At 71.8% G+C, this 17,734-nt stretch carries 21 protein-coding genes; 12 read left to right on the top strand and 9 right to left on the bottom strand.

Annotation, left to right across the window (positions count from 1 at the left end; genetic code table 11):
• Window positions 1-115 precede the first annotated feature (115 nt).
• The 5 genes from ADL15_RS48715 to ADL15_RS48695 all read left to right on the top strand — a co-directional run bounded on the left by ADL15_RS48715 (window position 116) and on the right by ADL15_RS48695 (window position 4,388).
• A complete protein-coding gene (locus ADL15_RS48715) occupies window positions 116-1,126 on the top strand; it encodes a substrate-binding domain-containing protein (RefSeq protein WP_157442082.1) in 1,011 nt (336 codons plus the stop codon).
• A 2-nt stretch (window positions 1,127-1,128) separates the two neighbouring features.
• Window positions 1,129-2,094, top strand: a complete 966-nt coding sequence (locus ADL15_RS48710) for an ABC transporter permease (protein WP_067707582.1) — start codon at window positions 1,129-1,131, stop codon at window positions 2,092-2,094.
• 88 nt (window positions 2,095-2,182) lie between these two features.
• A complete protein-coding gene (locus ADL15_RS48705) occupies window positions 2,183-2,830 on the top strand; it encodes an ATP-binding cassette domain-containing protein (RefSeq protein ID WP_198171348.1) in 648 nt (215 codons plus the stop codon).
• A gap of 11 nt (window positions 2,831-2,841) precedes the next feature.
• Window positions 2,842-3,711 (top strand): sugar phosphate isomerase/epimerase family protein, encoded by an 870-nt coding sequence (locus ADL15_RS48700; RefSeq protein WP_067707581.1) that lies wholly within the window; start codon window positions 2,842-2,844, stop codon window positions 3,709-3,711.
• A complete protein-coding gene (locus ADL15_RS48695) occupies window positions 3,708-4,388 on the top strand; it encodes a nucleoside/nucleotide kinase family protein (protein WP_067707580.1) in 681 nt (226 codons plus the stop codon). The genes ADL15_RS48700 and ADL15_RS48695 overlap by 4 nt, the downstream gene beginning before the upstream one ends.
• Here the strand turns inward: ADL15_RS48695 and ADL15_RS48690 are convergent.
• Entirely contained in the window at window positions 4,369-4,872 is a 504-nt protein-coding gene (locus ADL15_RS48690) for a flavin reductase family protein (protein ID WP_067707753.1), read from the bottom strand. The two genes, ADL15_RS48695 and ADL15_RS48690, sit on opposite strands and share 20 nt — an antisense overlap.
• Before the next feature lie 130 nt (window positions 4,873-5,002).
• Window positions 5,003-5,854: a universal stress protein gene (locus ADL15_RS48685; RefSeq protein ID WP_067707579.1), complete on the bottom strand. Its 852-nt coding sequence runs from the start codon at window positions 5,852-5,854 to the stop codon at window positions 5,003-5,005.
• A 120-nt stretch (window positions 5,855-5,974) separates the two neighbouring features.
• On the opposite strand from ADL15_RS48685, the gene ADL15_RS48680 reads away from it, so the two are divergent.
• Entirely contained in the window at window positions 5,975-6,469 is a 495-nt protein-coding gene (locus ADL15_RS48680; RefSeq protein WP_067707571.1) for a DUF309 domain-containing protein, read from the top strand.
• On the opposite strand, the gene ADL15_RS48675 is transcribed toward ADL15_RS48680, so the two are convergent.
• Window positions 6,466-6,993 carry a DUF3558 family protein gene (locus ADL15_RS48675; RefSeq protein WP_067707570.1) on the bottom strand — a complete coding sequence of 176 codons (528 nt, stop codon included), beginning with the start codon at window positions 6,991-6,993 and terminating at the stop codon, window positions 6,466-6,468. The genes ADL15_RS48680 and ADL15_RS48675 overlap by 4 nt on opposite strands.
• Window positions 6,994-7,148: 155 nt before the next feature.
• Window positions 7,149-7,694 carry a peptide deformylase gene (def, locus tag ADL15_RS48670; protein WP_067707750.1) on the bottom strand — a complete coding sequence of 182 codons (546 nt, stop codon included), beginning with the start codon at window positions 7,692-7,694 and terminating at the stop codon, window positions 7,149-7,151.
• A gap of 87 nt (window positions 7,695-7,781) precedes the next feature.
• On the opposite strand from def, the gene ADL15_RS48665 reads away from it, so the two are divergent.
• Entirely contained in the window at window positions 7,782-8,762 is a 981-nt protein-coding gene (locus ADL15_RS48665) for a cation diffusion facilitator family transporter (RefSeq protein WP_232345087.1), read from the top strand.
• A 176-nt stretch (window positions 8,763-8,938) separates the two neighbouring features.
• Here the strand turns inward: ADL15_RS48665 and ADL15_RS48660 are convergent, their stop codons facing one another.
• Together ADL15_RS48660 and ADL15_RS48655 are read right to left on the bottom strand one after the other, a co-directional pair.
• On the bottom strand, window positions 8,939-10,501 hold the full coding sequence (locus ADL15_RS48660) for a pectate lyase family protein (RefSeq protein ID WP_067707558.1): 1,563 nt from the start codon (window positions 10,499-10,501) through the stop codon (window positions 8,939-8,941).
• Between the two features lie 261 nt (window positions 10,502-10,762).
• Complete coding sequence (locus tag ADL15_RS48655; RefSeq protein WP_067707555.1) at window positions 10,763-11,335, bottom strand: Dps family protein; 573 nt, start codon at window positions 11,333-11,335, stop codon at window positions 10,763-10,765.
• 105 nt (window positions 11,336-11,440) lie between these two features.
• Between ADL15_RS48655 and ADL15_RS48650 the strand changes: the two genes are divergently transcribed.
• Window positions 11,441-11,683, top strand: coding sequence for a hypothetical protein (locus tag ADL15_RS48650; protein WP_067707554.1), 243 nt, complete (start codon window positions 11,441-11,443; stop codon window positions 11,681-11,683).
• 35 nt (window positions 11,684-11,718) lie between these two features.
• Window positions 11,719-12,681 carry an MFS transporter gene (locus ADL15_RS48645; protein WP_067707552.1) on the top strand — a complete coding sequence of 321 codons (963 nt, stop codon included), beginning with the start codon at window positions 11,719-11,721 and terminating at the stop codon, window positions 12,679-12,681.
• Here the strand turns inward: ADL15_RS48645 and ADL15_RS48640 are convergent.
• Window positions 12,626-12,841, bottom strand: a complete 216-nt coding sequence (locus ADL15_RS48640) for a hypothetical protein (protein ID WP_067707550.1) — start codon at window positions 12,839-12,841, stop codon at window positions 12,626-12,628. The two genes, ADL15_RS48645 and ADL15_RS48640, sit on opposite strands and share 56 nt — an antisense overlap.
• A gap of 128 nt (window positions 12,842-12,969) precedes the next feature.
• A complete protein-coding gene (locus ADL15_RS48635; RefSeq protein WP_067707549.1) occupies window positions 12,970-13,722 on the bottom strand; it encodes a DeoR/GlpR family DNA-binding transcription regulator in 753 nt (250 codons plus the stop codon).
• A gap of 57 nt (window positions 13,723-13,779) precedes the next feature.
• On the opposite strand from ADL15_RS48635, the gene ADL15_RS48630 reads away from it, so the two are divergent.
• Entirely contained in the window at window positions 13,780-14,484 is a 705-nt protein-coding gene (locus tag ADL15_RS48630; protein WP_083972637.1) for an NUDIX domain-containing protein, read from the top strand.
• Between the two features lie 653 nt (window positions 14,485-15,137).
• On the opposite strand, the gene ADL15_RS48625 is transcribed toward ADL15_RS48630, so the two are convergent.
• Window positions 15,138-15,797: an alpha/beta fold hydrolase gene (locus ADL15_RS48625; protein ID WP_067707547.1), complete on the bottom strand. Its 660-nt coding sequence runs from the start codon at window positions 15,795-15,797 to the stop codon at window positions 15,138-15,140.
• Window positions 15,798-15,853: 56 nt separating this feature from the next.
• On the opposite strand from ADL15_RS48625, the gene ADL15_RS48620 reads away from it, so the two are divergent.
• On the top strand, window positions 15,854-16,819 hold the full coding sequence (locus ADL15_RS48620) for a helix-turn-helix transcriptional regulator (protein ID WP_067707545.1): 966 nt from the start codon (window positions 15,854-15,856) through the stop codon (window positions 16,817-16,819).
• Window positions 16,820-16,914: 95 nt separating this feature from the next.
• Entirely contained in the window at window positions 16,915-17,694 is a 780-nt protein-coding gene (locus ADL15_RS48615; protein WP_232345083.1) for an esterase/lipase family protein, read from the top strand.
• Window positions 17,695-17,734: the final 40 nt, after the last annotated feature.

Raw genomic sequence — 17,734 nt, 5'->3', positions numbered from 1 at the left:
AGATCCTATTACGAGTAGACGTCATACGTAAGTGCCTGATGTTTTGGTTGACAGAAGTCATAAGTGCCTCTGTAATCAGACGAAACATCGACGACACACCTCGGGAGGTCTCCCCGTGTCACGTATCCCGATCCATTTCGGCCTGGCGCTCACCGTGCTGGTCACGGCCGCGGCTTGCGGGTCGAACGACACCACCACGGCCGGCACCGCCAAGGTCGCGGCCGTCATCAAGGGCCTGGACAACCCGTTCTTCCAGTCCATGGAGCAGGGCATCAAGGAGCAGGCGCAGACCTCCGGCACCGCGGTGACCGTGCAGGCGGCCAACTCGATCACCGACACCACCGGGCAGGCGGACAAGCTCACCGGCCTGGCCGGGCAGGACTTCTCCTGCTACATCGTCAACCCGATCTCCGGCACCAACCTGATCCAGGGCATCGCCCAGCTGGCCGCGAAGAAGAAGACCATCGTCAACATCGACAGCCCGGTGGAGGCCGCCGCCGCGAAGGCCGCGAACGCCGCGCCGGCCACCTACATCGGCACCGACAACACCTCGGCCGGGCAGCAGGCCGGCGAGCAGATGCTCAAGCTGCTGCCGGGCGGTGGCAAGGTCGCCGCGATCGGCGGCATCGCCGGTGACGTCACCAGCGGCCAGCGCATCGACGGGTTCAGCCAGGCGATCACCGGCAAGCTCGAGCTGGTGCAGACGGTCGCCGCCAACTGGGAGCGCCAGGAGGCGCTGACCCAGGCCACCAACCTGATGCGGGCCCAGCCCGACCTCAAGGGCTTCTTCGTCGCCAACGACGACATGGGGCTGGGCGTGGCGCGCGCCGTCGCGACGTCCGGGAAGACCGGGCAGATCAAAATCATCAGCGTCGACGGGATCAAGGACGCGCTGAGCGCGGTCAAGGCCGGTCAGGTGGACGCGGTGGTGGCGCAGTACCCGTACGCGATCGGGCTGATGGGCATGGAGGCGTGCCAGGCCGCGGCGAAGGGCGCGACCCTGCCGGCCACCGTCGAGGCACCGGTCGAGGTGGTCACGAAGGAGAACGCCGACCAGGCGCTCGCCGCCACGCTGAAGCCGTTCGGCACGTACGCCGACCCGTTCAAGACCCTGCTGGGCAGCTGATCATGACGACTGTCGCTGCACCGCCGCGGTTCAACACCGGACGGCTCAAGGACGTCAGCTTCTGGGCCGAGTGGGCCGCCGCGATCGGGCTGGTCCTGCTGGTCATCGTCTTCCAGATCCTCAACCCGACGTTCCTGAGCACCGGCAACATCGCCTCGATGCTGGTCGCCGCCGCGATCCTGGTGATCCTGGCGGTGGGGCAGACGTTTGTGGTCGCCACCGGCGGCATCGACCTGTCGGTCGCGTCGATGATGACCCTCGGCGCGGTCGGTTTCGGTCAGGCGTACTCGCACGGCTGGGGCCTGACCTGGTCCTGCCTGGTGGCGGTCGCGGTCGGCGCGGCGACCGGGCTGATCAACGGCCTGGTCATCGCGAAGGGCCGGATCACCGACTTCATCGTCACGCTCGGCATGCTCTCCGCGGCCTCCGGCGCCGCACTGATCCTCGCCGACGGCAAGCCGGTCACCGTCATCGACACCACCCTGCTCCAGCTCTCCACCGGCGGGATCGGCGTGTTCGGCTGGACCGTGCTGATCGCCGCGGTGGTCGCGATCATCGCCCACGTGCTGGTCTTCTGGACCCGGTTCGGCACCCACGTGCTCGCCACCGGCGGCTCCCGCGAGGCGGCCAACGCGACCGGCATCAACACCGACAGGATCAAGATCGCGGTGTACGCCGTGTCCGGCCTGCTCGCCGGTCTCGCCGCGATCCTGCTCGTCGCCCGGGTCGGCGCCGCCGAACCCGCCTCGAACACGTCCTTCCTGCTCAACTCGGTGGCCGCGGTCGTCCTCGGCGGGGTCAGCCTGCTCGGCGGGTGGGCCACCATCGCCGGACCGGTGATCGGCGCGCTGCTGCTGACCGCGCTCACCAACGGCCTCACCCTGCTCGGCGTCTCGCAGTTCTACCAGCCCCTGGCCGTCGGCTTCGTCGTCGTCCTCGCGGCCCTACTCACGAGGTTCCAGAAATGAGTGCTCTGCTGAGTGCCGACGGCGTCTTCCTGGCCTTCGGCAGCGTCCAAGCCCTGAAAGACGTCTCCCTGACCGTCGCCGAGGGGAGATCACCGCCCTGGTCGGCGACAACGGCGCCGGCAAGTCGACACTGGTCCGCTGCATCGCCGGCGTGCACCGCCCGGACCACGGCACCATCGCGATGCGCGGCGAGTCACTGCACCTGAAGTCCCCCGAGGACGCCCGGGAGCAGGGCATCGAGACGGTGCACCAGAACCTGGCGCTGGTCGAGGACCTGACCGTGTGGCAGAACCTGTTCTTGAACCGCGAGCTCGTACACAAGATGGGTCCTTTCGGTCTGTTGGACCGCCGCCGCATGCAGCGGCAGGCCCGGGAGATGGTCGCGACGCTGGCGGTGAACGTGCCCGCGGTCGGCAGCCGGGTCCGGCGGCTCTCCGGCGGGCAGCGGCAGGCGGTGGCGATCTGCCGCGCGGCCGGCTTCAGCTCCCAGCTCGTGATCATGGATGAGCCGACCGCGGCCCTCGGCGTCCAGGAGACCGCCCGGGTCGAAGAGCTGATCACCAAGCTCCGCGACGACGGCCGCGCCGTGCTGCTGATCAGCCACAACTTCGACCAGGTCATGCGGCTGTCCGACCAGGTCTGGGTGATGCGCGCGGGCCGCTGCGTCGGCGGCCGCCGCACCGCCGACACCACCGGCCAGGAGATCGTCGGTCTGATCACCGGCGCCATTCAGTGAAGGAGACCCCCATGGACATCCGCAATCCGCTCGGTGTGCACGCCCTCGTCTGGGTCGGCGACACCGCCCCGGCCTCGGTCACGACCGCGATCCAGAAGACAAAATCTTCGGGGTACGACCTGATCGAGTTCTCGTTGCACGACTCCCTGAACCTGGACGTCGCCCGGACCCGGGCCGAGCTGGACGCGGCCGGCCTCAAGGTCGCCTGCTCCCGTGGCCTGGCGATGGACGCCGACATCTCCAGCGACGACCCCGCCGTGGTGGCCCGCGGCGAGCGCCTGCTGCAGGACTCCCTGACGATCGCGGCCGGGATCGGCGCCAGCCACCTGACCGGGGCGCTCTACAGCGCGTTCGGCAGCTACGCCCGCCCGCTGAGCACGGCCGGCCGGGCCAACGTGGTCACCGTGCTGCGCGAGCTGGCCAAGCAGGCCAGCGGCACCGGCGTCACGCTCGGCCTGGAGATCTGCAACCGGTACGAGACGAACGTGGTGAACACCGCGCGCGACGCGTTGCGCCTGGCCGACGACATCGGCGAGGACAACGTGGTCATCCACCTGGACACGTACCACATGAACATCGAGGAGAACGACATGGTACGGCCGGTGCTGGACGCCGCCGACCGCCTCGGTTACGTGCACATCGGTGAGAACCACCGGGGCTACCTGGGCTCCGGGCACCTGGACTTCACGTCGTTCTTCCACGCGCTCGGCGCGATCGGCTACACCGGCCCGATCACCTTCGAGTCGTTCTCGTCCGCGGTGGTCGCGCCCGGCCTCTCCGCCGACCTGTCCATCTGGCGCAACCTCTGGGACGACGGCGAGGACCTGGCCCGGCACGCGCGGCAGTTCATCGCCGGCCATCTCAGCGCCCGACCGGCATGAGCATCACGTTCGCCGGCCTGGTGGACCGGGCCGGCGCGCTCGCCTCGGGCGGGCGACGGGCCGTCCTCGGGATCACCGGCGCGCCGGCGGCCGGCAAGACCACCCTCGCGGAGGCGCTGGTCCGGACGCTGGCGCGGGCCGGGGTGCCGGTGGCGCACGTACCGATGGACGGTTATCACTTCGCCGACGGGGAACTCGACCGGCTCGGCCGGCGCGACCGCAAGGGCGCGCCGGACACCTTCGACGCCGCCGGGTACGCGGCGCTGCTGCGCCGGCTGCGGGAGGACGAGGACGACCTGGTGTACGCCCCCGGCTTCGAGCGCCTGCTCGAACAACCGCTGGCCGGCGCGATCCCGGTGCCCCGCGCCGCCCGGCTGATCATCTCGGAGGGCAACTACCTGCTGGTCGACGAGCCGTGCTGGCGCGACGCCCGCCGCCGGTTCGACGAGATCTGGTACGTCGACCTGGCACAGGAGGAACGGATGCGCCGTCTGGTCGAGCGGCACGTGCGCTTCGGCAAACCGCAGGCGGAGGCGATCGCCTGGGCCACCGGCACCGACGAGCACAACGCCGGGCTGATCCTGGCCACCCGGGACCGGGCCGACCTGATCGTTCCGAACACCGTGCTGGACGAAGCGTTGGATCAGGTTCGCCCGGTCACAGACGGGCGGCGGTGACGAACGTCCGGGCATGGTGGATCAGCGGGCGGTCGTCGTCCGGGCCGTGGAACACCTCGAGCACCGACGCGACCACCAGCGTCGAGTCACCCACCGGCACCAGGTGCAGCGGCGCGGCCCGCAGCGCGGCGACCGCGTCGAACAGGACCGGCTCGCCGGACGGGAGGGTGCTCCACCCCTGCTCCGGGGTGAACCGGTCACCGGCGGAGTGCGCGAACTCCCGGGCCAGCGCGACGTGCCGGGTGCCGAGCAGGTGGACGACGAAGCTCGGCGCGTCCAGCAGGATCCGCGCCGACCGCGTGCCCATGACCGAGAACGACAGGGCCGGCGGCGACACCGACACCGACGCCACACTCGAGGCGGTCAGCCCGACCGGCCCGTCCGGCCCGACCGCGCTGATCACCGCGACCCCGGTCGGGTACCGGCGGAAGGCCCCCTTGAGCCGCTCGCCGACACCCGATTCCCGCACTGTTCCCAGATCCACCACGCGACGGTAAAACCTCAACCCCGCTTCATGTCAAAGCGTCGTCTGTCACTCCGCGCCCCCGGCTGGCGTCCAGGGGTGCCTCGAGGCGGTGGAGACACCCCTGAGCGCCAGCCGGGGGCACCGCCGGTCACTCCGGGGTGGTGCGGGCGATGTGGACCGGGCAGGCGGCGTGGTGCAGCAGCTGCAGGCTGGTCGAGCCGACGAGCGATCCGGAGACCCGGCCGTGCCCGTGACTGCCCACGACGATCAGGCGGGCCCGGTGGGAGGCCGCGATCAGGGCAGCTGGTGGGGTGTCGTGGGTCAGCGCCACCTGGACCGGCACGTCCGGGAACTTGGCGCGCCACGGGGCCAGCTGCTCCTCCAGGCGGTCGAGCTCGCCGTCGTCCCGGGCGGGCGGGTCGGTGGTGAGCCAGGCCGGGAGGGCCGGCGGGCAGGCGCGGATCACCGTGATCGGGCAGTTCTGGTCGGCGGCGGTGCCGAAGACGGTCTCCAGGACCAGGTCGGCGCTGGGGGAGTCGTCGACCCCGGCGGCGATCGGCGCGTCCGGGGCCGGTTGCTCGCCGATCACGATGACCGGGCACGGCGCGTGGGTGGCGACCCGCTGGGCGGTGGAGCCGAGCAGCATCCCGGTGAAGCCGCCGCGGCCGCGCCGGCCCAGGACCAGCAGCTGGGCGCCGCGGGCCGACTCGAGCAGCCGGGGGACGGCCGGTCCGATCAGGGTGAACGTCTGCGGGGTGAGCCCGGGGGCGACCCGCCGGACCCGGTCCACCGCGGCCGCGACGACGTCCTCGGCCTGCCGGCGGGCCGCGTCCAGGTGGTGCTCGCCGACCGGGAAGCGGGACTCGCGCCAGTCCCAGTCGAAGGCGTGCACGACCCGCAGGGTCAGGCCGCGCCGGTGTGCCTCCCGGGCCGCCCATTCGACGGCCGCGTCGCTCGTTGTGGTGCCGTCGGTGCCGACGACGATCCCAGTGGTCCGCATGGCAGGTTCCCTTCGTCTCTGCCGTCCATCCTCGGTGCCGTCGATCTCCCGGGGCAGGGCGACAGCACCCGGCCCGGCGGGCCGAAGGTCACGGACCTGCCAGGGGGCAGTATGAGAGGCATGAACACTGCACCGGACGTGCCAGGATCCGCCCGGGACCGGGACGCGGCCGGGCGGGCCCGCAACTCGCGTCCCCGCGACGGGCTGGGCCGCCCGCTCCCGCACGGGCTGCCCGGTGTGCCGACCACCCCGGAAGACCTGGTGCTCCCGCCGGACGAGGCGCTGCGCGAGGCCGAGCGCCTGCTCGCCGCCGGCCGGCCGTTCCACGCCCACGAGGTCCTCGAGGGCGCGTGGAAGGCCTGCGACGACGACACCCGGGAGCTGTGGAAGGGTCTGGCCCAGCTCGCGGTCGGGATCACCCACCTGCGGCGGGGCAACGAGGTCGGCGCGGTGCGCCTGCTGACACGCGCGGCGGACCGGATCGAACCGTACGCCGAAAGCAGCCCGCACCGGATCCCGGTGGCCGCGCTGACCGCCTGGGCCCGCGCCCTGATCGCGAGGATCGGCAGCGGCCCGGTGCCGGAGGAGCTGCTGGCCCCGCGCCTGATCAGCTAGATCTTCGGGAGCAGGGCCTCGGCCACGTCCTTCTCGTCGGACAGGTTCTGCTTCTCGGTGCCGCCGTGCGCGTAGACGTCGATCTGCACCGTCCCGAAGAGCACGTACAGGTGACCGGAGTGCGCGTACGCCTGATCGCCGAGGTCCTCGACCGGCTCCGCCTCGGCGACGGTGACCTGGAACTCCGCCGCGGTGGTGCGGCTCAGGAAGACCGCGAGCCGGCCGCCGTCCTGCTGCCACTGGCAGTACCGGGTGGCGTCACCGGCGTTCGCGCCGTCCTCGTCGATCTGGCTGACCTTGCGGTCGGTCAGGGTGCTGATGTCGTCCTCGGAGAGCAGCGTGCACGGGTCCGGGATGTCCCCGTCGTCCTTCACCGACGCGGCGTTGCCGACCTGCTGGGCCGCGGCCGGTTCCCGCGTGGTCGTGCGGGCGGCGGCCCGGGGGCTGGCGTCGGCGTTGTTGACCAACCCGCAGCCGGTCAGGGCGAGCGAGAGGGCCGCCAGGGCGGCGAGGCGGTGCTTCACGGGTTCTCCTCCGGGCGATGCGGTGGTGCGGCCGGTGGGATCGCATCACGGCGAAGGGTGCACATCCCAGGGGTACGGGCGCGGAGTCACCCGGTCGCGTCAACCCCGGCCAGCTGCCCGGACCACCACCTCCTCCAGCATGCCGGTCGACGTCATCAGTGCGGGCTGACCCGCAGCTCCGGGACCGGCACGCCCTCGAACCAGGCGGCCTCGCGCAGCGTGTCGAGCAGCCGCTGCCGGTCGTCGGCGTCCTGCCGGTCGAGGAACAGGATCCCGTCGAGGTGGTCGGTCTCGTGCTGCATGCACCGGGCCAGCAGGCCCTGGCCGACGACCTGGACCGGGTCGCCGTGCTTGGTGTAACCCTTGGCGACGGCATTGAGCCGGCGCTTGGTGTCCAGATAGACGCCGGGGATCGACAGGCACCCCTCCGGACCTCGCTGATCCTCCTCGTCGGGGAACTCCAGCACCGGGTTGACCAGGTGGTCCAGCCGCAGATCGTTGCCCGGCAGGTCCGGGTTGATCGCGAAGACCCGCAGGCTGACCCCGATCTGCGGCGCGGCCAGCCCGGCGCCGCGCGACTCCGCCAGGGTCTGTGTCAGGTCGTCGACCAACCGGCTGAGCTCGGCGTCGAAATCGGACACCGGCGCGGCGGCCAGGCGCAGCACCGGGTCACCGATCTTCCGGATGGGTAGCACGGACACGACGACCTCCATGATGCGGGACACTGCGGGCGCTCCCGGAGACGCTACCCGGGTGTGCGCGCGGGTCAAGCCGGGTACCGCGAGCTTGTGGACAACGCCGCTGTGGACGAAAAACGCCTCGATCAGCCCTCTTCCGGTTCCGAGAATTCCTCGGAGGGCGGTGACAGCAAGTGGACCGTGATCGTCGCGGTGGTCGCGAACGGCGCCATCGCGATCGCGAAGATCATTGCCGGGTTGCTGACCGGTTCGGCGTCGATGTGGGCCGAGGCCGCCCACTCCATCGCGGACACCGGCAACGAGATCCTGCTGCTGATCGGCCTCAAGCGCTCCCTGCGGGAGCCGGACAGCAAACACCCCTTCGGGTACGGACAGGAGCGCTATTTCTGGACGTTCCTGGCAGCGCTGGGGATCTTCCTGGTCGGCGGGGTGCTGTCGATCGGCGAGGGCGTGCGCAGCATCCTGATGCCGGAGGCGGTCGAATCGCTGTGGATCGGCGTCGGCGTGCTCGTGGTGGCCGCGGTGTTCGAGAGCTACTCCTGGTACACCGCGCACAAGCAGTTGCGCCGCGACGCCAAGCAGCAGAACCGGACCCTGCGGCACCACCTGCGGCACGCCTCCGACCCGAGCGCCACCACGGTCTTCCTCGAGGACACCGCCGCGCTGATCGGTCTCGCGATCGCCTTGGCCGCGCTGGTCCTGCACGCCGGGACCGGCTGGGCGGGCTGGGACGCGATCGGCAGCATGACGATCGGCCTGCTGCTGATCGTGGTGGCGTACCTGCTGGCCCGCCGCTCCAAGGGCCTGCTGCTGGAGGAGTCGGCGCCGGACGACGTGCTCGACCCGATCCGCGCCAAGGTGGCCGCGGAGTCCTGGGTCGAGAAGATCGACGACATGCACGCGGTGTGGGTCGGCCCGTCGCAGCTGCTGGTCAACCTGTGGGTGACACCCACCCGCGCGGTCCGGGACAGCCCGGCCGGCAACCTGGTCGAGCACGCCGCCCACCTGCGCCGCGACCTGATGTCCGACGACGCGGTAGCCCAGGTAACCCTGACCCTCGAGACCCCCTGACCCCCTGAACCCCCTCCGCCGTGGTCCGGGCCGCTCGTCGCTGCCGGGCCTCGGCTGGTGCTGAGGGTTGTCTCGGGGGTGCGGAGGCAGCCGCCACCACCAGCCGCTCGCGGTTCGCCGGCTGGTTGTCAGGGGTGCCTCCCGATGGGCGAGGCACCCCTGGGGGCCAGCCGGGGTCAGGAGGCGTAGGTCTCGAACTCCGCGACCTTGGGAGTGCCGGAGGCGCTGGTGATCTTGAAGGTGATCTTGGTGAGGGCGGTGGCCGGGAAGCTGATCACGCCGGCGCCGGTGCCGGAGGTCAGGACCGCGCCGGTCGTGCCGTTGAGGACCTGGTAGGCGCCGATCAGGCCGGTGGCGCCGGACGCCTCGCGCAGGTTGATCCGGGCGACGGTGGTGGCCGAGCCCCACTTGATCGAGATGTCGCCGGTGGTGCCGCTCGGGGACCAGTAGGTGGTCAGGCTGCCGTCGCGGACGTTGCCGTAGCTGGTGCCGCTGGCCTTGCTCGACCCGTCGGCGCCGGCGCCCGAGGCGAGGCTGAGGTTGGTGCCGCTGGGCTGCGACGGGCTGGCCGTCGGCGAGACGGTCGGCGACACGGTGGGCGAGACCGTCGGTGAGCTGGTCGGCGACGCGGTCGGGGTGGTGGTGGCGCACTTGCCGTCCGAGGTCTTCAGACCGGTGCCCGAGCCGGCGGTCGCGCGGGCGATCGCGGGGACGCACGACGCGCTGTCCAGCACGTACGCGTAAGGGATGCTCACGGTCGTGTTGGAGACCGGATTCGGACCGGCGGGGTTGTTGTCGGAGGCCACGGCCGACCAGGTCACGTTGTCGAACGTGTTGCCGGCGACCTGCCAGTACCCGGGCAGGTCGGTGTAGAACGTGCCGAGCACGTCCTTGGAGTTCTGGAAGTAGTTGTTGTCCACCTTCGCCTTGCCGCCGGCACGGGCGTTGATCCCGGACTCGTTCAGGCTGAGGTAGTAGTTGTTGTAGATGTGCGCGGTCGCGCCCCGCAGCAGCGGGGTGCGCGAGTCGATGTTCTCGTAGAAGTTGTGGTGGAACGTGACCGGGCCGTTGGCGAGGTCGCTGTCACCGGAGCCGATCAGGCCGCCACGGCCGGAGTTGCGCAGGATGCTGTAGGAGAGCGTGACGTACTGGGTGTTGTCCTTCATATCGAACAGGCCGTCGTAGCCCGCCGACTCGCCGCCCGAGGCCAACAGCGTGGCGTGGTCCACCCAGACGTTGTGGACGTTGGTCTCCATGCCGATCGCGTCGCCGCCGTTGGAGGTCGGCGAGCCGGACTTCTTGACGTTCTGGACCGTCACGTTCTGGATGATGATGTTGCTGGCGTCCCGGATGTGGATGCCGAGTTGGTCGAAGACGGCGCCGCCGCCCACCCCGACGATCGTGATGTTGCTGACCTCTTTGAGCTCGATCTTGTCGGCGGCGGTGTTGCAGCTGGCGCCGGAGACCTTCGTGGTGTTGCCGTGGTTGATCGTGCCCTCGACCTCGATGGTGATCGGGGTGCTGCTGCTGGCCCGGTTGCAGAGCGCGGTGTGGATCTGGGTGCCGGTGGTGGCCCGGACCGTGGTCCCGCCGGCGCCACCGGTGGTGCCGCCGTTGACGCTGGCGTATCCGGTCGCGGTGCCGGTCACCGCCGCCGATGCCTGGGGAAGTGGCAGGGCGATGGCGACGGCGGCAGCGGTGATCGCGGTGCCACCGGCGAGTGCGAGTGCTCTTCTCATGGCTTTGCTCTCCTGGGGATGTAGTGCGGGAAAGCGCTTTCCTCAGGAGCATAGAAGTACATCGATTCACGTACAAGAAACTTCGCTGTTTGCATTTTGTTGCATTCGCCGGCCGCGTCGTCTCGACCTCTGGCGAGGCCGGGCACCCCTCCGGGCCGGGCGATCCGGTCGCCGGCGGGAGGCTGGTTCTCCGGGCCGGGTCCGATTTCGTACGTACGAAAAAGGCCGCCGGAACCAACCGGCGGCCTGAATCGTGCGGGATCAGCGCTTGCCGCGTTTGGCAGCGGTCTTCTCGTCGCTGACGCCGGCGGTGAGCAGCGTGCCGTCCGCGGACTCCAAGTGGGCGCGGACGAACCAGTGGTACTGCTCGAGCTTGCCGGACTGGCCGATCAGCAGGTCCTGGGTGACCGGGTCGGACTCCTCGGTCTTCGCGATCGCCTCACGGTGCGACTCGATCACGCCGGTGTAGACGATGTCGAGCGCGGCCAGGTGCGACGTGGTGTCGGCGCGGCCGATCGCGTAGTCGTCCCAGGAGCGCTGGGCGACCAGGGCGCCGGGCGTGCCGACCGGGGAACCGCCCAGCGTGGCGATCCGCTCGGCGATGTCGTCGACCATGACGCGCACCGCGTCGACCTGCGGGTCGAGCATCTGGTGCACCGCGATGAAGTGCGGGCCGACGACGTTCCAGTGCACGTGCTTGAGGGTCAGCGCCAGGTCGTTCAGGGCGTTGAGCCGGTCCTGCAGCACAGCGATGACGTCACCGGCGGTGTCCGGTTTGAGGCCGGGAACGGTGTAGCTCGGGCTGGTGGTCGGTTGAGTCTTACGTGCAGCCATCGCTTCTCTCACTCCTCTACCAGGGTTTACCTCTGCCTGAGTGCCCGTCCCGGAGGGTGATAAACCGTGCGGGCGGTCACCGCATTCGTGGGGAAGGATGCCGGTATGACCTTGGCGCGGTATCTGGTGGCGGCGGTCGGCGCCCGGCTCGCCGACGAGGGCGCCCGGGTGGCGATCGTGCTGCTGGCCCTGGAACGCACCGGCGACGCCCGCCTGGGCGGGCTGCTCGTCGCGGCCCTGATGGTTCCCCATGTGCTGGCGGCGCCGCTGGTGGGCGCGGCCGCCGATCGGGTACGCCGGCGCAAGCCCCTCTACGCGGCCGCCTTCCTCGCTACGCGCTCGCGCTGATCGCCGCGGCGACGCTGATCGGCACGTGGGAGTGGGTGGCCGCGGGCGTCCTGGTCGTCGCCGGCTGCCTGTCGCCGCTGCTGCTCGGCGGGCTGAGCAGCCTGCTCGGTGAACTCGTCCCGGACGACCGGGCCCGGGCGTTCAGCTTCGACGCCGGCACGTACGGCGCGGCCGGGATCGTCGGCCCGGCGCTGGCCGCGATCGTCGCCGGCTGGGCCGGTGCGGGCTGGTCGATGCTGGCGCTCGGCGGCTTCGTCGCGCTGGGCGCCGGCCTGTTCCTCACGTTGCCGGTGCCCCGGCGACCGGCGCCGGTGCAACGGCTGCGGGTCCGCCCCCTCGCCGGGTTCGCGGTGATGGTGCGCCGGCGGCCACTCGGCGCGGTCACCCTGGCGTCATCGGTGCACATGCTGGGCTTCGGCGCGCTGCCCCTGGCCGCCGCGGCGATCGCGACGACGGCCGGCCGTCCGGCGCTGACCGGGCTGGTGCTGTCCGCCCTGGCCTGCGGCGGGCTGCTCGGGTCGGTGCTCTGCACCCGGCTGCCGGTGGTGCACCGCCGTCCGGAACCGGCCGTACTGGTCTGCTGCGCGGCGATGGCCGTGCCGTTCCTGCTCACCGCGCTGGGGCCGCCGGTCTGGGCGCTGCTGGTGCTCTTTGCGCTCGCGGGGCTGTTCACCGGTCCGGTCAGCGTGGCGGTGTTCACCACCCGGGACCGGGAGGCGCCGCCGGAGCTGCGGACCCAGGTGTTCACTCTGGGCGCCGGGTTCAAGGTGACCGCGGCCTCGGCCGGCGCGGCGGTCGGCGGCCTGCTCGCGTCCCACCCGCCCGCGGTGCTGCTGTCCGCGATCGCCGGGTGTCAGCTGCTCGGGGCGGTGCTCGGCGCGCTGGTGCTGCGGACACGGAACCGCCCTCCGCGTGGGGCGGAGGGCGGCGCGACGCCGGGGATCAGACCTTCTGGGTCTCGGTCGTCGACGGGTGCAGCTCGGTGGTCGTCTTCTTGACGAACCGGCCGGTGCTGGTGCTGCGGTTCACCTCACGGTCGGCGTGGTCCTTGCCGACGTGCTCGGTGGTCGTGGTCTTGGGGGAGCGCTTGGTGGTCGACTCCTTGACGAAGCGGCCGCTCTTGGCGCTGCGGTTGACGTCCTGCTCGGTGCTAGCCATCTCGGGGGCCTCCTCTGTCAGCGGGGGATGTCGCTGTTCCTTGATGTGCCCACAGCCGACATCCGGAAACACGAACACGAATCGGTGGCACGTCCGGCGCGCTCACCGTCGTACCGGAAGGGCTTTGCTCACGCCGGGATGATCGCGACGCCGGCGGTGCGCAGCGGTCGCAACGCCGGGTGGTCCGGCAGGTCGGTGATGATGCCGCTGACCTCGGCGGGCGGCAGGACCGTGAACGCCGCGGCCGCGCCGATCTTCTCGGCGCTCGCCAGGACGTAGGTCTCCGCGGCGCGCCCGGCGAGGGTCCGCTTCATCGCGGCCTCGTCAGGATCACCCGTAGTGAGGCCCGCTTCGTGGTGCACGCCGGCGACGCCGAGCAGGAACAGGTCGGCGGAGATGCCCTGCGCGGCCTCCGCGGCTGCGGCGCCGCAGGTCACCGCGGAGTGTTTGAAGAGGCGGCCACCGAGCACGTAGACCTCGACCGATGGGTGGCCGACCAGCGCGGCGGCCACGGTGGGACTGTGCGTGACGATCGTGGCGGTCAGGCCGGGTGGCAGGGCGGCGGTGACCGCGAGGGCGGTGGTGCCGCCGTCGAGCAGGACGGTGCTGCCCGGCCGGATCAGCGCGACGGCCGCGGCGGCGACCCGTTCCTTGCTGGAGGTGGCGACGGTGGTGCGCGTCGCGTAGTCGGCGGCGGCCGGGGAGAGCGGCAGCGCGCCGCCGTAGACCCGCTGGCAGAGGCCCGCGGCGGCGAGTTCGCGCAGGTCACGGCGGATCATGTCCTCGGTGACGGCGAGCTCGGCGGCGATCTGCTTGGCGACCACCTTGCCGTCGGCGTGCAGGCGGGACAGCAGGACGTCGCGTCGCTCCGCGGCCAGCATCCGTGTTTCTCCTCATTATTGTCGACTCTTGCGCGTTTTCGGTTGTAGGTTACGCCCATGACTGTGCGACCTGGCATCGACCTTCCCGACGCCCGCGGCCGGACCGGGTTGGATCAGGTGGGCCGCGACCTGACCGGCAATCCGGACGTGATCGTGCGCGACGTGGAACTGCTCGCCACGGCCTGGCACGTGCTGCGCCGCACCACCTACGACTACCGCCGCGGCGACGGGCAGTGGACCAGTGAGCAGCGCGAGACGTACGACCGGGGTGACGGCGCGACGGTCCTGCTCTACGACCCGGAGCGGGAGACCGTGCTGTTCACCCGGCAGTTCCGCTATCCGGTGTACGTGAACGGACATCCGGACGGCATGTTCGTCGAGACCGCGGCCGGGCTGCTCGACGGCGACGACCCGGCCGCCGCGATCCGGCGGGAGGCGAGCGAGGAGTTGGGCGTGGCGATCGGCGAGCTGGAGCCGGTCTTCGTGGTGTGGACCAGTCCGGGATCGGTCACCGAGCGGATCCACTGCTTCGCGGCGCCGTATTCCGCGGCGTCCCGGGTCGGCGCCGGCGGCGGGCTTGCCGACGAGGGCGAGGACATCGCCGCGGTGGAGCTGCCGTTCGCGCAGGCCCTCGCACAGATCGAGACCGGTGAGATCGCCGACGCCAAGACGATCATGCTGCTGCAGTGGGCGGCGCTGCGCGGACCGTTCTCCGCGGCCGTTTCCGGTCACCACGCGGTTCGTCACGGCACGCGCGCCTAGCTGCTGTTGCGCACGCGCGAGGCCGGTGTTCACTTGCGGTCACCCCGGCGGTCCGCGTCAGGTCCGCCGCCCCTCGCGACCGTCATTTTCCGGTACGAATACCGAGCCCCCGCCGGAGGCCTCTCGGCCCAAGCCCTCGGGGCGAGCGGCCCCGCGACTCCCACCCACGGCACGCCCCACCCGGCGCGCACGCACCCGAACTCCCCACGCCGCGCTCGCCGGCGGTGTGTGTGTTGAGTTTGGGTGCGGTGCGCACCGAAAGTCCCCACGCCGGGCTCGCCGGCAGCGTGTGTGTTGAGTTTGGGCGCTGAGCGCACCGAAAGTCCCCACGTCGCGCTCGCCGGCGGCGTGTGTGTTGAGTTTGGGTGCGGAGCGCGCCGAAAGTCCCCACGCGCGCTCGGGCCGCGGCGCGGCTCACCGTGCTGGGCTGGTCCTCAGGGGTGCCTCGTCAACCTCGAGGCACCCCTGAGGACCAGCCGGGGTGGTGGGGCGCGCCGCGGTCTTGGGTGGCAGCGGTGTGGCGTGCCACCACCGCGGGACGTGGCCCGATACCCCGGCCCGGCGGCCCCGATACCCCGGCCCCGCGGCCAGGCCCGGCGCGGTGATCCGGGCCGGGGCGATCTGGATCGGGGTGACGTGGGCGGGCAGCGGGCTCAGCTGTCTGCGGTGGCGGAGGCGCTCAGCAGGTCGGCGAGCGCCTGCGGTTCGGAGAACATCGGCCAGTGGCCGGTGGGCAGCTCGTGATAGGTCCAATCACCGTCGACCATCAGCGCGAACGCGGGCACCGACCCGGCCATCCCGCGCAGCTGGGCCTCGGTGAACGAGCACAGCACCGCCGTCCGCGGGATCTTCTGCCACGCCGAGCCGTGCCGGACCGGGTCGGTCGCGGTGGCCACCGGCTGGGGCCGGCCCCGCTCGCGGACCACCGCCCAGTCGAAGCCCGCGGCGGCCGGCGGCGCCTCGGCCGGCACCGGGATGAAGCCGTCGACCGCGTGCGGCGGCGAGCCGTCGAAATCGGCCTGGGACATCCCGTCCGGCATCGGGCCGGAATCGACGTAGACCAGGCGGGCCACCCGCTCCGGCACCCGGTCGGCGGCCGTCGTGATCACCATCCCGCCGTAGCTGTGTCCGACCAGGATCACGTCGTCGAGGCCACGCAGCACGTCGGTGAGCTGGGTGACGTGGTCCTCGACGCCGATGCCCGCTCCGAGATCCGGCGAGAACGTGTACACCTCGCCGGGCAGCGCCGCGGCCACCTCGTCCCACGCCCAGCCGCCCAGCCAGAACCCCGGTACCAGCACGTATGTCGTCATGAGAAGAACGCTAGGCGCTATACCGGGCAGCTTCCGCCCGGTATATTGTGTGGTCCATGCCACAGTCACTCGGGAGGGTGCTCGGACTGCTCGAGCTGCTCCAGGCCAGTCCGGCCGGTGCCACCGTCGGGCAGCTCGCCGAGCGGCTCGGTGTCGACGAGCGCACCGTCCGGCGGTATGCGGGACACCTCGCCGACCTGGGCATCCCGGTCGAGGGGCGGCGCGGGCGGTATGGCGGGTACACGCTGGCACCCGGCTATCGGCTGCCGCCGCTGATGCTCACCGACGACGAGGCCCTGGCCGTGCTGCTCGGCCTGGTCGCCGGGCGCCGGGCGGGCCTGGTCACCACCGCGGCCGCCGGGGAGACCGCCCTCGCGAAGATCCAGCGGGTGCTGCCGGCGGCCCTGCGCGCCCGGATCGACGCGCTGCTGGCCACCCTCGACTTCGCCGCCGGGCGACCCGCGCCGACACGTGCCAATCCGGACACCGACACGCTGCTCACCCTGGCCGGTGCGGCCCGGGAGCACCGGCCGGTCACGTTCATCTATGCCAAGCCCGGCGCGGATCCGGCGGTGCGCGGCCTCGACCCCTACGGCCTGGTCTTCCACGGCGGCAAGTGGTTCGTGACCGGGCGCGATCACGACCGGGCTGAGGTGCGGACGTTCCGTCTCGACCGGATCAGTGGGGCCGTCGCGGGGGAGGGGGTCTTCGAGGTGCCGGCCGGGTTCGACCCCGGCGCGCAGGTGGCCGCCGGGCTCGCGGCCGCTGCCTGGCGGCACGAGGTGTCGGTGCTGCTGCACACCGGCCTCGACGAGGCCCGCCGGCGGATCCCGGCGACGGTCGCGACCCTGGTCCAAGCTGATGATTATCGGGTACGAATGACCGCCCGCGCGGAGCGCCTGGACGGGATGGCGCAGATGCTCGCCGGTCTCGGCTGGGAGTTCACCGTGGAGAAGCCGGCCGAGCTGCGCACCGAGGTCGCCGCCCTGGCCGCCCGCTTGCAGGCAGCCGCGGAGCGCTGACGCTCGATGGGGCGGAGCCACGGCCGCGAACCGCCGAACGCGCAGCCGTCCGGGAGCGACGGGCCGTGCCACGATCGCTGCGCCATGATGGGGTGATGTCACCACGTCGGCGGTCCCTGCTCCTCGGCGTCGCCGGCGTTGTCGTCGCGCTGCTCATCGTGCTGGGTGTCCGGCTCGCCGGCGCCGGTGGCGGTGACGACGGCACCCGCCCCGACCAGGCCCGGCCGGGCACCGTGCTGCTGGTCCCGGGGTACGGCGGCAGCCGGACCGCGCTCACCAGCCTCGCCGCCCGGCTGCAGGCCGAGGGCCGCACCGCCGACGTGCTGACCCTGCCCGGCGACGGCACCGGCGACCTGCTGGCACAGGCCGACACGCTGGACACCGCGGTCCGTGACGCGCTGCGCGCCGGCGCGCCCTCGGTCGACGTGATCGGCTACTCCGCCGGGGGAGTGGTCACCCGCCTCTGGGTCGACCGGCACGCCGGCGCCGAGGTGGCCCGCCGGATCGTCACGCTCGGCTCCCCGCTGCACGGCGCCCGGATCGCCGGCGTCGGCGCCGCCCTGGCCCCGGACGCCTGCCCGCAGGCGTGCCGCCAGCTCGCCCCGGGCAGCGACCTGCTGCGCGGGATCACCGGCTCCCTGCCGTCCGGCCTCCCGTGGCTGTCGATCTGGACCGAGAACGACGAGACCGTCCAGCCCCCCGATTCGGCCCGCCTGTCCGGCGCGGTCAACCTCTCGCTCCAGGGCCTCTGCCCGGCGGCTCGGGTAGCCCACAGCGAACTCCCCACCGACCCGGACGTGGTGGCCCTGGTCCTGACCGCCCTGAGCCCCACCCCCCTGTCCGAACCCACGACCTGCCCCACCAGCGCCAGCTGACCCCACGCCGCCGGGCTATCGGCTGGCTCTCAGGTGTGTC

It is taken from the genome of Actinoplanes awajinensis subsp. mycoplanecinus, assembly GCF_001509495.1.
In the GTDB taxonomy this organism is placed as follows: domain Bacteria; phylum Actinomycetota; class Actinomycetes; order Mycobacteriales; family Micromonosporaceae; genus Actinoplanes; species Actinoplanes palleronii.
Note: the sequence above shows the minus strand (reverse complement) of the source record. Positions and strands in the feature narration are given on the sequence as shown.

Coding starts and splice junctions, on each gene's coding strand:
- ADL15_RS48710 (WP_067707582.1), top strand. CDS start 1,129: ATGACGACTGTCGCTGCACCGCCGCGGTTCAACACCGGACGGCTCAAG.
- ADL15_RS48700 (WP_067707581.1), top strand. CDS start 2,842: ATGGACATCCGCAATCCGCTCGGTGTGCACGCCCTCGTCTGGGTCGGC.
- ADL15_RS48695 (WP_067707580.1), top strand. CDS start 3,708: ATGAGCATCACGTTCGCCGGCCTGGTGGACCGGGCCGGCGCGCTCGCC.
- ADL15_RS48685 (WP_067707579.1), bottom strand. CDS start 5,854: ATGCGGACCACTGGGATCGTCGTCGGCACCGACGGCACCACAACGAGC.
- ADL15_RS48680 (WP_067707571.1), top strand. CDS start 5,975: ATGAACACTGCACCGGACGTGCCAGGATCCGCCCGGGACCGGGACGCG.
- ADL15_RS48660 (WP_067707558.1), bottom strand. CDS start 10,501: ATGAGAAGAGCACTCGCACTCGCCGGTGGCACCGCGATCACCGCTGCC.
- ADL15_RS48655 (WP_067707555.1), bottom strand. CDS start 11,335: ATGGCTGCACGTAAGACTCAACCGACCACCAGCCCGAGCTACACCGTT.
- ADL15_RS48650 (WP_067707554.1), top strand. CDS start 11,441: ATGACCTTGGCGCGGTATCTGGTGGCGGCGGTCGGCGCCCGGCTCGCC.
- ADL15_RS48640 (WP_067707550.1), bottom strand. CDS start 12,841: ATGGCTAGCACCGAGCAGGACGTCAACCGCAGCGCCAAGAGCGGCCGC.
- ADL15_RS48635 (WP_067707549.1), bottom strand. CDS start 13,722: ATGCTGGCCGCGGAGCGACGCGACGTCCTGCTGTCCCGCCTGCACGCC.
- ADL15_RS48630 (WP_083972637.1), top strand. CDS start 13,780: ATGACTGTGCGACCTGGCATCGACCTTCCCGACGCCCGCGGCCGGACC.
- ADL15_RS48625 (WP_067707547.1), bottom strand. CDS start 15,797: ATGACGACATACGTGCTGGTACCGGGGTTCTGGCTGGGCGGCTGGGCG.
- ADL15_RS48620 (WP_067707545.1), top strand. CDS start 15,854: ATGCCACAGTCACTCGGGAGGGTGCTCGGACTGCTCGAGCTGCTCCAG.
- ADL15_RS48615 (WP_232345083.1), top strand. CDS start 16,915: ATGTCACCACGTCGGCGGTCCCTGCTCCTCGGCGTCGCCGGCGTTGTC.